18 protein-coding genes are annotated in these 12,531 nt (G+C 34.8%); 12 read left to right on the top strand and 6 right to left on the bottom strand.

Annotated features, from left to right (window positions below; genetic code table 11):
- The first annotated feature begins 168 nt into the window (after positions 1–168).
- Positions 169–414, top strand: a complete 246-nt coding sequence (locus M1D66_RS21830; protein WP_001174905.1) for a hypothetical protein — start codon at positions 169–171, stop codon at positions 412–414.
- 85 nt (positions 415–499) lie between these two features.
- On the opposite strand, the gene prsA is transcribed toward M1D66_RS21830, so the two are convergent.
- Together prsA and M1D66_RS21820 are read right to left on the bottom strand one after the other, a co-directional pair.
- Positions 500–1,363 carry a peptidylprolyl isomerase PrsA gene (prsA, locus tag M1D66_RS21825; RefSeq protein ID WP_000710074.1) on the bottom strand — a complete coding sequence of 288 codons (864 nt, stop codon included), beginning with the start codon at positions 1,361–1,363 and terminating at the stop codon, positions 500–502.
- Positions 1,364–1,786: 423 nt separating this feature from the next.
- The gene (locus tag M1D66_RS21820) at positions 1,787–1,981 is read right to left on the bottom strand and encodes a hypothetical protein (RefSeq protein ID WP_000172690.1); all 195 of its coding nucleotides are present in this window, start codon (positions 1,979–1,981) and stop codon (positions 1,787–1,789) included.
- Positions 1,982–2,096: 115 nt separating this feature from the next.
- Here M1D66_RS21820 and M1D66_RS21815 point away from each other — a divergent pair, with 115 nt between their 5' ends.
- Positions 2,097–2,432 (top strand): DUF1878 family protein, encoded by a 336-nt coding sequence (locus tag M1D66_RS21815; protein ID WP_000383655.1) that lies wholly within the window; start codon positions 2,097–2,099, stop codon positions 2,430–2,432.
- 5 nt (positions 2,433–2,437) lie between these two features.
- Here the strand turns inward: M1D66_RS21815 and M1D66_RS21810 are convergent, their stop codons facing one another.
- From M1D66_RS21810 to M1D66_RS21800, 3 genes are all read right to left on the bottom strand, one after another.
- Positions 2,438–2,995 (bottom strand): HTH-type transcriptional regulator Hpr, encoded by a 558-nt coding sequence (locus M1D66_RS21810; RefSeq protein ID WP_000834924.1) that lies wholly within the window; start codon positions 2,993–2,995, stop codon positions 2,438–2,440.
- 299 nt (positions 2,996–3,294) lie between these two features.
- Complete coding sequence (locus M1D66_RS21805) at positions 3,295–3,657, bottom strand: YtxH domain-containing protein (RefSeq protein ID WP_000030300.1); 363 nt, start codon at positions 3,655–3,657, stop codon at positions 3,295–3,297.
- 178 nt (positions 3,658–3,835) lie between these two features.
- Positions 3,836–4,270: an HIT family protein gene (locus tag M1D66_RS21800; RefSeq protein WP_001016835.1), complete on the bottom strand. Its 435-nt coding sequence runs from the start codon at positions 4,268–4,270 to the stop codon at positions 3,836–3,838.
- Between the two features lie 562 nt (positions 4,271–4,832).
- Here M1D66_RS21800 and ecsA point away from each other — a divergent pair.
- From ecsA to ecsC, 3 genes are read left to right on the top strand one after another with little or no spacing between them, the layout of a single operon-like run.
- On the top strand, positions 4,833–5,576 hold the full coding sequence (gene ecsA / locus M1D66_RS21795; protein ID WP_001292603.1) for an ABC transporter ATP-binding protein EcsA: 744 nt from the start codon (positions 4,833–4,835) through the stop codon (positions 5,574–5,576).
- Positions 5,569–6,780 (top strand): ABC transporter permease EcsB, encoded by a 1,212-nt coding sequence (gene ecsB / locus M1D66_RS21790; protein ID WP_001089131.1) that lies wholly within the window; start codon positions 5,569–5,571, stop codon positions 6,778–6,780. Before ecsA ends, ecsB begins: the two co-directional genes overlap by 8 nt.
- 13 nt (positions 6,781–6,793) lie before the next feature.
- Entirely contained in the window at positions 6,794–7,501 is a 708-nt protein-coding gene (ecsC, locus tag M1D66_RS21785) for an ecs operon protein EcsC (RefSeq protein ID WP_000634142.1), read from the top strand.
- 40 nt (positions 7,502–7,541) lie between these two features.
- Here ecsC and M1D66_RS21780 read toward each other — a convergent pair whose 3' ends face one another.
- Positions 7,542–7,685, bottom strand: coding sequence for a YjcZ family sporulation protein (locus M1D66_RS21780; RefSeq protein WP_000522759.1), 144 nt, complete (start codon positions 7,683–7,685; stop codon positions 7,542–7,544).
- Between the two features lie 155 nt (positions 7,686–7,840).
- Between M1D66_RS21780 and M1D66_RS21775 the strand changes: the two genes are divergently transcribed.
- From M1D66_RS21775 to M1D66_RS21745, 7 genes are all read left to right on the top strand, one after another.
- The gene (locus tag M1D66_RS21775; protein WP_000164838.1) at positions 7,841–8,422 is read left to right on the top strand and encodes a TetR/AcrR family transcriptional regulator; all 582 of its coding nucleotides are present in this window, start codon (positions 7,841–7,843) and stop codon (positions 8,420–8,422) included.
- 2 nt (positions 8,423–8,424) lie between these two features.
- Positions 8,425–8,592: a hypothetical protein gene (locus tag M1D66_RS21770; RefSeq protein ID WP_000783813.1), complete on the top strand. Its 168-nt coding sequence runs from the start codon at positions 8,425–8,427 to the stop codon at positions 8,590–8,592.
- A 79-nt stretch (positions 8,593–8,671) separates the two neighbouring features.
- Positions 8,672–9,148 (top strand): PH domain-containing protein, encoded by a 477-nt coding sequence (locus M1D66_RS21765; protein ID WP_000371345.1) that lies wholly within the window; start codon positions 8,672–8,674, stop codon positions 9,146–9,148.
- A complete protein-coding gene (locus tag M1D66_RS21760) occupies positions 9,141–10,592 on the top strand; it encodes a PH domain-containing protein (RefSeq protein WP_242554795.1) in 1,452 nt (483 codons plus the stop codon). Before M1D66_RS21765 ends, M1D66_RS21760 begins: the two co-directional genes overlap by 8 nt.
- A gap of 200 nt (positions 10,593–10,792) precedes the next feature.
- Complete coding sequence (locus M1D66_RS21755; protein WP_000625400.1) at positions 10,793–11,446, top strand: DUF975 family protein; 654 nt, start codon at positions 10,793–10,795, stop codon at positions 11,444–11,446.
- A gap of 224 nt (positions 11,447–11,670) precedes the next feature.
- The gene (locus tag M1D66_RS21750; protein WP_242554794.1) at positions 11,671–12,108 is read left to right on the top strand and encodes a hypothetical protein; all 438 of its coding nucleotides are present in this window, start codon (positions 11,671–11,673) and stop codon (positions 12,106–12,108) included.
- Entirely contained in the window at positions 12,105–12,371 is a 267-nt protein-coding gene (locus M1D66_RS21745) for a CPCC family cysteine-rich protein (RefSeq protein ID WP_049107223.1), read from the top strand. Before M1D66_RS21750 ends, M1D66_RS21745 begins: the two co-directional genes overlap by 4 nt.
- Positions 12,372–12,531 lie beyond the last annotated feature (160 nt).

Below are 12,531 nucleotides of genomic sequence, written 5' to 3'. Positions count from 1 at the left end.
TACTAATTTAACATAGTTTTTGAATTTAATCAATGATAATAAGATAAACCTTGGTTCTGCATGGCGTGGATCAAGGTTTTTTTGTGTTTTTCTTTAAGGAAGAATTGCAATTTTATTGAGGAGAATGTAAGTAAAGCAAAGAAGAAAATCAGGAATAGGGGGATACTGATGCAAAAATATTTTGAGGAAGCGCATCGTTTTTGTTCTCGTAATAGAAAGCACTTAGAAAAGGATGTTATATGTGGTTGTTTCTATTGTTTAGAAATTTTTCATCCAGAAAAAATTACAGAGTGGTGGGATGATGATAACACAGCAGTTTGTCCGCATTGCGGGATTGACTCTATTATAGGAGAAAATTCTGGATTTAAAATTACAGAAATGTTTTTAAGTGAAATGCATAAAAGATGGTTTTAGTTAAACGAATGAAAAAATAAACTTTCATTAACGAAGAGGATACATAAAAAAGCTCGGGCCGAAGCCCAAGCTTTTTTTTATTTCATTATTTCTTTTCTTCTTTTTTATCGTCAGCTTTTTTCTCTTCGAAAAGATCTTTTAAATCTTTATCGTCAACTTTTACGTCAGCTTTTTTGATTTCTTTCATCATAAGATCGTTCATGAATGCGCCATCTTGCACTTTCTTCGCAACAAGTTCTTTTTTGATGTCAGCTTTAGATTGTTCGAATGATTTTTCTGGCTCTTTAATGTCTGTAACTTTAATGATGTGGTAACCGAATTGTGATTTTACAGGCTCACTTACTTCATCTTTTTTCAGTTTATAAGCAGCATCTTCGAATTCTTTAACCATTTTACCAGGTCCGAAGAATCCTAAGTCTCCACCTTTTTCTTTTGAGCCAGTATCTTCAGAGTATTGTTTCGCTAACTCTTCGAAAGATTTACCTTGTCCAAGTTCTTCTTTTACCTTTTTCGCAGTAGCTTCATCTTTTACAAGAATGTGGCTTGCTTTAATTTCAGGCTTGTAGTTGTCTTTTAATTCTTTATCAGTGATTGTTTTTTCAATTGCTTTTTCTTGAGCTAATTGAGCACGTAACATATTTTTAAATGTTTCTTCTTTCAGACCTTGTTGTTTTAACAGTGTATCGAATTGATCACCAACTTGTTTTTTCGTTTCATCGAACTTTTTATCTACTTCTTTGTCGTCTACTTTGTAGTTTTTAATAAGTACTTTTTCCATAACCATGTTGTTTAGTACTTGTTTACCAGCTTGTGTCTTCATTTGATTGTAAAATTCTTCTTTTGTAATGTCACCAGCTTTAGATGTAACAATTTTGTCTGATGATGATGTTCCACATGCTGATAATGCGATTACACTTGTTGCGGCTAAGGCAAGCATAGCTTTCTTCATTCGATAAACACTCCTACTATTATGTATTTTTAATTTATCCTACACCAATGAATTTTGATTCATAAGAGCCCGATTAAGTCTCACTGATACTTTTGCTTTTTTATATTGGTAAAGCGCGCTTAACAGGGCTTACCGAGGCTGAGGATAAAGTTTTGATGAATGTTTTGTTCTATAGTATAAGCAATATGTACAAAATTTAATATATCATATTTCGAACCGTTTTCATATTGATAAAGAAAAATTAACCAGCACGTGTCAGATTTTGAAAGTGTGCCATATTGGGCGTATGCCGCATATACAGAATAGAGGAGGGGATGGGGATGAATTCTCAACTTATTTTATTACTTGTACTGTTTATTTTATTGGTTATTGTAGGTATAATTTGCTTATAGAGGAAAAAAGTGAGGAAGGGGCTTTCCTTCCTCACTTTCCATGAAATATAATTTCTATATAACTAGAAATTAATAAAATTGTTATACATACATTAATAACCCGAAAGACACCGGGCTGGCGGCTCGCAGCTATTTGTTTTCGTTCACACAGTGTATGTGTCATGAAATTCGTGTAAAATATAACAAGAAGTGCGAATGCGACAAAAACAACTGTTATAAGTGTCATGAGGCGAGACCTCCTTTTGGCTAAAATACATATACATATATTGTATCACACGATATTTTGTTCGTGTTACAAAATTCAGAAATAGAAGACTTTGTGTTAGAAAGTGAGGGAGAAAATGGACGTTGTTAGAAGATTAGAACAAGCTGAATACTATGTAGACCTACTATTTAAAATGATTGATGAAGAGAAGTGTCCATTTTATTCTTTGATCATAAAGAAAAAAGCTCGTAAAAAAGATATTGAACGTATACTAAATCTTTGTGAAAAACTGAACGAGCAATATGTAGTGGAGAAAGCAGAAGGGCTTCTTTTGTTCGATGCGCTGTTAGATCAATTTGAAAAAGCGCTTCCACATCAGCTCGAAGTACACGAAACTGCGGAAGCGCTAGCAAAACAAGGTTTATTTAAGCCGCTTATGAATGAATTCTTAAGCATGATTGCGAAAAAATAAATAGATTATTTCTTAACTAACTTTTGATCGGATTCTGTAAAGTTCTCTTCAATATCTTCTAATGATTTCTCAAAAATATCGATAAAGTCTTGTCCGTAAATATTACGCAGGATTGCAATCAGTTCGATATTTTCTGGGAACTTCCCATAAAAATTACGAAGTGCAAGAGCTCCATTAAACACTGAATTATTTTCAGGATCATACTCCTCCATTAAGCGAAGTAGTAATTCTTCCCCTTTGTCTGTAATTTCAATGTACGTATTTCGTTTATCATCTTCCTTTTTTGAGAATACAAGATAGCCGCGTTCTTCCAGCTTTTTAGAGAAGTTAAACGCCGTTGATACGTGCATAACTCCAAACTTAGCAATCTCAGAAATAGAAGCCCCTTTTAAATGATAAGCGATTGTTAAAATATGATGTTCATTAATATTTAAATCGTAAGGTTTAATCCACTGCTGCCAATCTTTCTCTACACATTTCCATAACGCTTTCGATAATTGAGCAATGCGTTGGCTGAAAATCATCGCTTCTTTTACCGAGTAATCTTTTTCTCCACTTTTCATTTACTCACCCACTTTAACATTCTTTTTTCATTACTATCTATTATGCCAGTAAAATAAAAATTAATAAAGTCTTTTTGTGAGAATTGTGAAAATTTTTCGGAAAAATGACATTCTATACAAATCATGCATAACTATGGAAGCGTTTTATGAGTCGTGAATACATACGTTGTCCTTACATGTTAAGTGATAACATATATTGTAAATGCATAAAAACACGGCATATCTATACGACATGCCGTGTCAAGGTCAATTTATATAAAAAATATTTGTTATATGCAAAAAACTAAGCAGGAATTTGTTTACGCTTTTTCTGGAACAGCTTCTTGTAGTTTCTCAATTGACTTTTGGATGTCCAAAATTTCTTTCTCAATATGGCGCTTGTTTTGAGAAATATCTTGCTTCCAGTTAGAAAGTGTATCGTGCATATCGTCTTTTAATTCTTGGAACACTTCTTTACCTTCTGAAGCAGTTTCAACGATTTGACGTTTTAATAATTTCGTATCAGCTGTAATATCAGCTAAAGTCTTTTTAATATCATTTCCTTTTTCTTTTAACTTGCCGCGCATGTCTTTACCAGAAGAAGGAGTTGAGAAAAGAACAGCTAGTCCAGCAACTGCTCCGCCGCAAATAACACCTGTAATAAAGGATTTAGCTTTTGACATAAAAGGAGACCTCCTTATTTTTTGTTCGTATTCATGATGGGAAAATATGCATATCTTTCTTATATGTGCTATGCACAAACAATCATCCCTGAGCATTTTAAGTAAAGAAACAAGCCATGCGGAATTTGATGACTTCAGGGAAGTGGCTTGTTATGTATTACGCCTTCTTATAGTGTCATTATTTCACACTATTTGCAATTGTACTTGCGATGTTTTGTAAATTTTCCATAGTGTATTCATTTTGGTGTGATTTCCAAACAGCACCGAAACCATCTTTTTCACCGTAGCGTGGAATTAAATGAAGGTGGAAGTGGAACACAGTTTGTCCAGCTTTTTCACCGTTATTGTTAAGTAGGTTAAAGCCAACTGGATTAAACTCTGCTTTAATCGCATTTGCGATTTTTGGAACGACAGAAAAAATGTGTGATGCGATTTCTGGCGTTAACGCAAAAATGTCTTGTTTGTGAACTTTCGGAATAACAAGAGTATGTCCTTTTGTTACTTGACTAATATCTAAAAATGCAAGCACATGTTCATCTTCGTATACTTTTGAGCAAGGGATTTGCCCGTCAATGATTTTACAAAAAATACAATTGTCTGCTGTATGATTCATTGATCTCATCCTTTCAAATATCCTTAGCCGTATTTTACCATAATTACATAAGAGAACAAACACGAAAAACAGGAAGCTGACTCAGCTTCCTGTTTTCTGAAGAGGGATTGAAAAAGCATTATCGTAATTTACGTTTCGCAGACACCTCATTTATTTAAGAAATGCACGGTAAATCGGCTAAAGTTTCTGCCGCAGACACCCCATTTTCAAGTGAAATGAATTGCAATCTTTTTTTAAATGAAATTGTTTATTTTTTAAAACAGTATATGCTCTTTCAGAGACACCCCGTTTCGAAAATGAAACAAATGATCTGGTTATGTGTAAATTTCATTGTCCAACTTGGACACCCCATTTCATGATGACTTCACTATGTTGTTGTACTCATCAATTGGTGGTTGCTTTTTCAATATGTTCCTTCTTCAATAATTATGATGTCCGCTTTCGGGAAATTATATGCTAATAAATTTAAAAATTTTTTTTGAGTACATGGATACTATGTAGTACAGCATAATTTTTGGTAAGATGAATATAGAATGAATACTAATGAAGAAAGTGGTGTCGTATGAGCGAGTTATTGCGTGTGGAAAATGTTACAGGAGGATATACGAAACGACCTGTATTAAAAGACGTTTCGTTCTCTGTTAATAAAGGCGAACTTGTCGGCTTAATCGGTTTAAATGGAGCTGGTAAAAGTACGACGATTAAACATATTATCGGTTTAATGGAACCGAAAAAAGGAACTGTCACAATTAATGGGAAAACAATTCGTGATGATATGACAGCGTACCGTTCTAGCTTTTCATTTATTCCGGAAACGCCGGTATTATATGATGAATTAACGTTAGAAGAGCATTTGAAATTAACAGCTATGGCGTATGGCGTGGATGAAAAACAATATGAAGAACGTGTAGGACAACTACTACAAGAATTTCGTATGAAAAATCGTTTAAAATGGTTTCCATCTCATTTCTCAAAAGGGATGAAACAAAAAGTAATGATTATGAGCGCATTTTTAGTGGAGCCATCTCTTTACATAGTAGATGAACCTTTCGTTGGATTAGACCCGTTAGCGATTCAATCCCTTCTTCAAATGATGGACCAAATGAAAAAGAGTGGTGCCGGTATTTTAATGAGCACACATATTTTAGCGACGGCAGAGCGTTATTGTGATTCGTTCATTATTTTGCATCAAGGTGAAGTAAGAGCGAAGGGAACGCTATCTGAACTGCAATCACAGTTTAATATGCCAGGTGCAACGTTAGATGATATTTACATCGCGCTAACAAAGGAAGAAGATTATGAATAGCACAGCGTTATGGAAAGAACGATTTCGTCACTTTCTAAAAGAAGTTCGTACATATAGTAAATACGTATTTAATGATCATTTGAAATTTATTTTCGTGTTCATCATCGGTGCGGGAGCGTATTATTACCAGCAATGGTTACAAACGTTAACAACTTCGTTTCCAACTGCGCTCGTAATGGCAGTATTAATTGGACTCGTGTTAACGGCTGGATCCATTCAAACGTTATTAAAAGAAGCGGATCTCGTTTACTTACTTCCAGTTGAAGAAAAGTTAAAACCTTACTTCACAAAGGCATTTCTTTTTACATTTATGATTCAGTTATACATAATCGCAATCGTAGCAGCCGCGCTTGCTCCGTTATACTTCCAACAAATGAAGCAAACAGGAGCTGGCTACATATGGATCGTACTCGCATTTGTCATTGTAAAAGCGTGGAATTTATTTGTAGCGTGGGAAAAGTCATTTTTAACAGATCAAAATATACAAAGGGCTGATTGGTTTATTCGTTTTATCCTAAACGGTTTATTTGTATATTTCCTTGTAGAACGTACTTCAGTTCTTTTCATTGGTGGAATCGTCCTTCTCATGGTGTTATACCTTGCTATCATGCATCAAATGGTCAAAGGAAAGCCACTAAACTGGGAGTATTTAATTTCCGAAGAAGGTAAGAAGATGATGCTACTGTACCGCATTGCGAACATGTTCGTTGATGTACCAGCATTAAAAGAAAGAGTAGCCCGCAGAAAATGGCTAGATTTCATTCTGTCGATGATAGGCGAAAAGCGTACATATTTATACTTATATACGAGAACATTTTTAAGATCTGGTAATTATTTTGGATTATATGTGCGTCTGCTCGCTCTTGGCGGAGTAATTCTTTACTTCATTCCATTTTTATATGGACGATTTATCGTAAGCCTTATCTTCCTATACTTAATCGGTTATCAGCTATTAACTTTATGGAAACATCATCGCATGAAAATTTGGCTTGATTTGTATCCAGTAGGGGGAGAAGAGAAGAAGAAAGATTTTCTTGCTTTATTAAACGCGATTCTAATCATCGGAAGCGTAATCTTTACAGTTATATTTGCACTAGCAACGAAAGATTTCATGATGACAGGAATTTTACTTATCGTAAGCATATTATTTAGTATCGGTTTCGTTTACCAATACGGGGCGAAGCGCATTGAGCGTTTAAATTGAAAGGAATGAACCTATGATTACATACGAAGAGAAGGTTATAAAAGAATTGGAGCAGTGGAAAGCTACATTCATGAAAGATTCTTCTATGATGACACGGTTCTCCAAAAAAGTGCAGACGAAGGTGCAACAGCTCATTCCGGCGAAAGTACAAAAGGTACTAACAGAGACGATTCGTATGATGGTGCAAACGATTAGCGCCGGGTCAAACTTTATAAAGCCGAAACTAAAAGAGACGACATGGTCACTGCAAAGACGTGACGATGAAGTTCGTAAAAAAATGGATGAGTACAAAAAAATAGCAGCGGCAGAAGGAGCAGGGACTGGAGCTGGTGGTATTCTCCTCGGTCTTGCTGACTTTCCGCTTTTACTTACAATTAAAATTAAATTTTTATTCGATGCAGCGACATTGTACGGATTTGATACGAGTAAACAAGAAGAGCGTCTTTTTATCCTTCACGTTTTCCAACTTGCCTTTTCAAGTGACGATCACAGAAAAGAAATATGGAAAGCAATCGAAACGTGGGATACAGAAAAAGAAAATCATATGGACTGGGAAAAGTTCCAAACAGAGTACCGAGACTATATTGATTTAGCAAAAATGCTTCAGCTCGTCCCAGTAATCGGCGCCCCAGTCGGCGCGTATGCGAACTATCAATTACTGCAAAGGCTTGGAGAAGTGACGATGAATTGTTATCGTATGCGATTGCTGAATAGGGATTAAAAACAAGGCGTCCTACATATGTAATGTAGGACGCCTTTTCTTAGAAGCTAAGTCCGATATAGCTAATTCCAACTATAATCAATACGATAAAAAGTACAATGATTAATGAAAATCCGCTCTTACCAGCTTGTCCCGCTTCACCGCCGCCATTACCACCACTACCGCCATTACCACCAAGTCCCATATGATATCCTCCTTATTCTTATATGTTGCTTTTACTTTATAACTTTCTGTATTTTCCAATAAATACCTTCTGTAGTGCTAACTAAATTGAAAATCATTTCGTTTTGTTTTATAATTTACTTACCGACCGGTAAGTAAAAATAAGTGAGGTACAGTATGACGAAGAATTTACAAACATCGCAGAACATTGTAGAGGCATCATTTAAACTTATGGCAGAACACGGCATTGAGAAGATGAGTCTTTCCATGATTGCGAAAGAGGTAGGTATTTCAAAACCGGCTATTTACTATCATTTTTCTTCTAAAGAAGCGTTAGTTGATTTTTTATTTGAAGAGATTTTTTCTGATTATCATTTTACAAAATACTTTAATGAAGAGCGGTATACGAAAGAAAACTTTGCAGAAAAGCTAATCGCAGATGGTTTACATATGCTCTCTGAGTATGAAGGGCAAGAAGGAATACTACGCGTTATCAATGAATTTATCGTAACTGCATCGCGAAATGAAAAGTATCAGAAACGTTTATTTGAAATACAAGAGGATTTTTTGCATGGTTTCCATGATTTATTGAAGAAAGGCGCGAGACTGGGCGTTGTGTCACAACATGAAACGGAAGAAAATGCTCATACGCTAGCGCTCGTGATCGATAATATGAGCAACTATATGCTCATGGGATTCCAGTTAAAGTATAAAGAAATTTGGATTCGAAATGTGAAAAACGTAATGAAGGAGGAGTAAAAATGAAAATGCAAAAAAACTGGTGGCTCGGTTTTCTTGGATTTATTGGGGTTTATAAAATACCAGGTATGATTGAAGCTTTTCAAGCGGATGGAAATTGGATGAAGTTAATCGGTTTCATTTGGCTACTTTGGTTCGGATATTTTATTCCTGAGAAGAAAGAAGATTAAATTCCAATTTTCTGTAAAGTTACGTAAAATATAGATTGAGAGTATTCATATATTAGATTACTAGATTTGGAGTGGTTACATGGATCCATTGAAAAATGAAATTCACCCTGACATGGTCAAGGTGTGGAAAGCGCGTTCTTTAATTGAGCTAGGAATCAGTATTATAGTCATTTTTGCATATCTTTTCTTTATGATTAAGTTTAATTGGTGGGCTTGGATTTTCTATGTGCTCATCGGATTAACAATTGTATATACACCGTTTGATTACTTTACGTTTCCGAAACTACGTCAACGTTATTACAGCTACCAACTAAATGAAGAAGAACTTGAAATTCAGCATGGCCTTTTCGTTGTTAAGCGCGTATTAGTGCCGATGATTCGTGTACAGCACGTAACGATTGAACAAGGGCCAATTATGAGAAAATACGGATTAGCAGAATTACACATTTCAACAGCAGCAACTTCTCATAGCATCCCAGGTTTAACGATGTATGAAGCTGAAATGTTGAAAACGAAAATCGCAGAATTAGCGAAAGTGAGTGATGAGGATGTATAAAAGGCAGCATCCAATCACGATGTTATTAGAGTTAAAAATAACAGACTTTATACCACTCATTATTTTCATGTTTAGCTTAAACGGAAAGTTCCCGTTTTGGTATTTAATTCCCGCTGCATTTGGTTTACTCACCGTTTTTTCAGCGTTTGAAAAATGGTATTACACAACATACTGGGTTGAAAATAACGTATTGCATGTGAAACAAGGTCTCTTTGTGAAAAAGGAGAGCTACTTAAATAAAGAACGTGTTCAAACGATTAATACAAGTTCTAACGTACTATATCAAATGCTCGGTTTGAAAAAAATTCAGATTGAAACAGCTGGCGGAGGCGATGAAGCAGAAGTTAGCTTAGCTGGAATTACGGTAGAAGAAGCGGCGGAGCTTATTACTTTGCTAAATGAGCCAACTCCAGAAGTGAAAGCAGAAAAAACGTTAGACGAAGTAGCAGAAAATGTAGTAGAAAAAGCAATTGTTACAGAGGAAAAACAAACGACAGAATATAAATTAACTTGGAAAGAGATTTTATTAGCATCTGTTACATCTGGTCAATTTGGACTATTATTCTCTTTAATCTTTTTCGTCTATCACCAAGTAGATGAGTACATTCCGAAATGGATAGAGAATGGTGTAAAGTCGTATGTAATGGAACATGATATATATGGCTGGATTTTCATGGTAGCCATGTTACTCGTTCTTTCTTGGATTATATCTACAATCGGTTACGCGTTAAAACATGGCGATTTCACAGTGAATCGAAGAAATGACGAAGTCCGTATTTCGCAAGGATTACTGGAGAAAAAAGAACTCGTACTAAAATTGCATCGTATTCAAGGTATTACGATAAAAGAAAGTATTTTACGCCAACCATTCGGTTATTGTGCTGTGCAAGTAGAAGTCATTCAAAGTAAAGGAATGGGTGACGAAAAAGAAAAGGTTACACTGCACCCAATCATTCGAAAAGATCGAGTACAACAGTTACTCGCCCATTTACAATTACCATACGAACTGAATGCAAACATTATTGCATTACCAAAAGCAGCATTACGCCGCTATCTCATTGATAGTTTCATTTTCTTCGCAATGCTAGCAATCCCGCTTCTTGGAATAAGTATATACTCTGAAAAGCACTTCATCATGTGGGCATTAATTCCGCTCGCAATCCTTATCTTTACACTTGGATACGCAACATTTAAAACAAATGGTTACAGTGTTAACGGAGAACAAATTACACTTGTCTATCGTAGCGTCGGAAAATATACAGGACTTATTAGAAGAAGACACGTCCAATCAATGGAGAAGACACAATCATATTTCCAGCGCCGTGCGGATTTATGTACGTATAAGTTTTCGAGTGCATCATCTAGTTATAAAATAGAGCATACGAGAGTAGAAGATGCGGAGAGAATGCAGGATTGGTATAAGAAGAAAATAAATGAGATGTAACTTGAGAAAGCTTGCCTATTATGAAAGGCAGGCTTTTTTGTTATAGGGAAAAGAGTCGTTTAATCCATATATTAGTACAACTACAGCACACATGTATCAATACGTATGAAAAAAGGTAATATGCTTCTGTTTTAGGAAAATATGTGGGATTTTTGATATAAATGGTATAATAAAATGGAAATAGTATTAGGAGGTTATATATGATAAGTCAGTTGAAAAGAGAAGCACTTGATGCATTAAAAGGAAGATGGGGACTAGCGGTAGGGGCAACCTTATTAATTGGAATCCTTATTGGAGCTGTTGAAATGCTAACAACAGGTATTTTCTCGATATTTTGGGGTTGGGAAGAAGCAAGTGATTCACTTACAGTAAGTATTATAGTAATGCTTGTTATTGGTCCATTAACAATAGGTGCCTATTATCTTGTTTTAAATGCAATTCGTGGGACTGATGCTCGCATTGGTCATATATTTAGATGGTTTAGCGATGGAAGTAAGTTGATGAAGTCGTTTTTAACATATTTACTAATGTATGTATACTTGACTCTATGGACATTACTTCTTATTATTCCAGGTATTATTAAATCATTTTCTTATTCTATGACATATTTTATTTTGAATGATCATCCAGAATATACAGCGAATCAAGCGATTACTGAGAGTCGTCATATGATGAATGGACATAAAATGGATTACTTTTTACTATGCTTAAGTTTCTTAGGTTGGTTCATTTTAAGTATTCTTACTGTAGGAATCGGTTTCTTATGGTTAGCACCGTATTTCTACGCGACATCAGCCGCATTTTATGAAGAGATTTCAAAAGAATATTATAAAAAAGAAGGCACTACTTTCTAATAAAACATATAAACTATCTACCCTAAAGAATGTAGGGAGCAGATAGCAGATGGTTTAGGTGTTTTGATATTTGTCCTATTTTCGGGATTCACTTCAGGATAAGGTATAGATTTTTATATAGAAATGCTACCCTCTATGTTTTATCATAGAGGGTTATTTTTTTATGTAAAAATGATAGGAAATAATGAATAATATATGTAAAGAAACAAGCGAGGTGAATGAGAGTGAGCAAATTTTTAATACCGTATTCATTTTCTATATTAAGTTTCTTTATTTCAGCAACAGCACTTGATTTATATGATAGGATGGGAAACAATAGTGAGCTGGTTTCGCCGAACATAATTGCAAAGATAATTCAATCTACTGCGCAAATGGGAGTCCTTACATTGTATTTCGGAGTACCTATTATTTTAGGTGGCTGTCTACTTGGTGAGCTATTGTTTAGAGGTATCATTTTACGATTTAAACTCAGCTATATTATATCTTTATTATTATATCTACTTTTAGCTTTTAGTATTGTTTTCGTAACGGTAGGCATTCCAACTACATATGAAGATTCTAATACATTTTTCATGGGGATAACTATGATTTGTGCTGTGACATTCTTTATGGGCCGGAATATATGGGAGAAAAAAGAAATGAATAATGGAGTAACAGAATGAAATATACATGTCCGTGCTGCGGGTATAGAACAATAGAAGAAGAACCACCAGGTACATATGAAATTTGTAATATATGTTACTGGGAAGATGATGAGGTACAGTTTAACAATCCTGACTTTGAAGGTGGTGCAAATGAAGTCTCGTTAAGACAAGCACAGAAAAATTTTATTGCATTTGGTGCTTGCGAGGAATGTTTTATTGGATTAGTTAGAAAACCGACTAGTGAAGATGTGAAGGATGCTAGTTGGCAGCGAATTTGTTAAGTGAAATGTTATTACTCAATTCAATGGGAGTAATAACATTTTTTATTTAGTGCTGAAAGAATTACTGCCGTCTTATAAGGTAATAAGAAGGACTAAATTGGTAAATTTTATTAATGGATATATTTTCAATAAATACAAAAGTATAGATGTATAGTCAGCT

The organism is Bacillus sp. PK6-16 (assembly GCF_056530295.1).
Note: the sequence above shows the minus strand (reverse complement) of the source record. Positions and strands in the feature narration are given on the sequence as shown.

Coding starts and splice junctions, on each gene's coding strand:
- M1D66_RS21760 (WP_242554795.1), top strand. CDS start 9,141: ATGTATAAAAGGCAGCATCCAATCACGATGTTATTAGAGTTAAAAATA.
- M1D66_RS21765 (WP_000371345.1), top strand. CDS start 8,672: ATGGATCCATTGAAAAATGAAATTCACCCTGACATGGTCAAGGTGTGG.
- M1D66_RS21770 (WP_000783813.1), top strand. CDS start 8,425: ATGAAAATGCAAAAAAACTGGTGGCTCGGTTTTCTTGGATTTATTGGG.
- M1D66_RS21815 (WP_000383655.1), top strand. CDS start 2,097: ATGGACGTTGTTAGAAGATTAGAACAAGCTGAATACTATGTAGACCTA.
- M1D66_RS21755 (WP_000625400.1), top strand. CDS start 10,793: ATGATAAGTCAGTTGAAAAGAGAAGCACTTGATGCATTAAAAGGAAGA.
- prsA (WP_000710074.1), bottom strand. CDS start 1,363: ATGAAGAAAGCTATGCTTGCCTTAGCCGCAACAAGTGTAATCGCATTA.
- M1D66_RS21810 (WP_000834924.1), bottom strand. CDS start 2,995: ATGAAAAGTGGAGAAAAAGATTACTCGGTAAAAGAAGCGATGATTTTC.
- M1D66_RS21800 (WP_001016835.1), bottom strand. CDS start 4,270: ATGAATCATACAGCAGACAATTGTATTTTTTGTAAAATCATTGACGGG.
- M1D66_RS21780 (WP_000522759.1), bottom strand. CDS start 7,685: ATGGGACTTGGTGGTAATGGCGGTAGTGGTGGTAATGGCGGCGGTGAA.
- M1D66_RS21820 (WP_000172690.1), bottom strand. CDS start 1,981: ATGACACTTATAACAGTTGTTTTTGTCGCATTCGCACTTCTTGTTATA.
- M1D66_RS21805 (WP_000030300.1), bottom strand. CDS start 3,657: ATGTCAAAAGCTAAATCCTTTATTACAGGTGTTATTTGCGGCGGAGCA.
- M1D66_RS21830 (WP_001174905.1), top strand. CDS start 169: ATGCAAAAATATTTTGAGGAAGCGCATCGTTTTTGTTCTCGTAATAGA.
- ecsB (WP_001089131.1), top strand. CDS start 5,569: ATGAATAGCACAGCGTTATGGAAAGAACGATTTCGTCACTTTCTAAAA.
- ecsC (WP_000634142.1), top strand. CDS start 6,794: ATGATTACATACGAAGAGAAGGTTATAAAAGAATTGGAGCAGTGGAAA.
- M1D66_RS21775 (WP_000164838.1), top strand. CDS start 7,841: ATGACGAAGAATTTACAAACATCGCAGAACATTGTAGAGGCATCATTT.
- ecsA (WP_001292603.1), top strand. CDS start 4,833: ATGAGCGAGTTATTGCGTGTGGAAAATGTTACAGGAGGATATACGAAA.
- M1D66_RS21745 (WP_049107223.1), top strand. CDS start 12,105: ATGAAATATACATGTCCGTGCTGCGGGTATAGAACAATAGAAGAAGAA.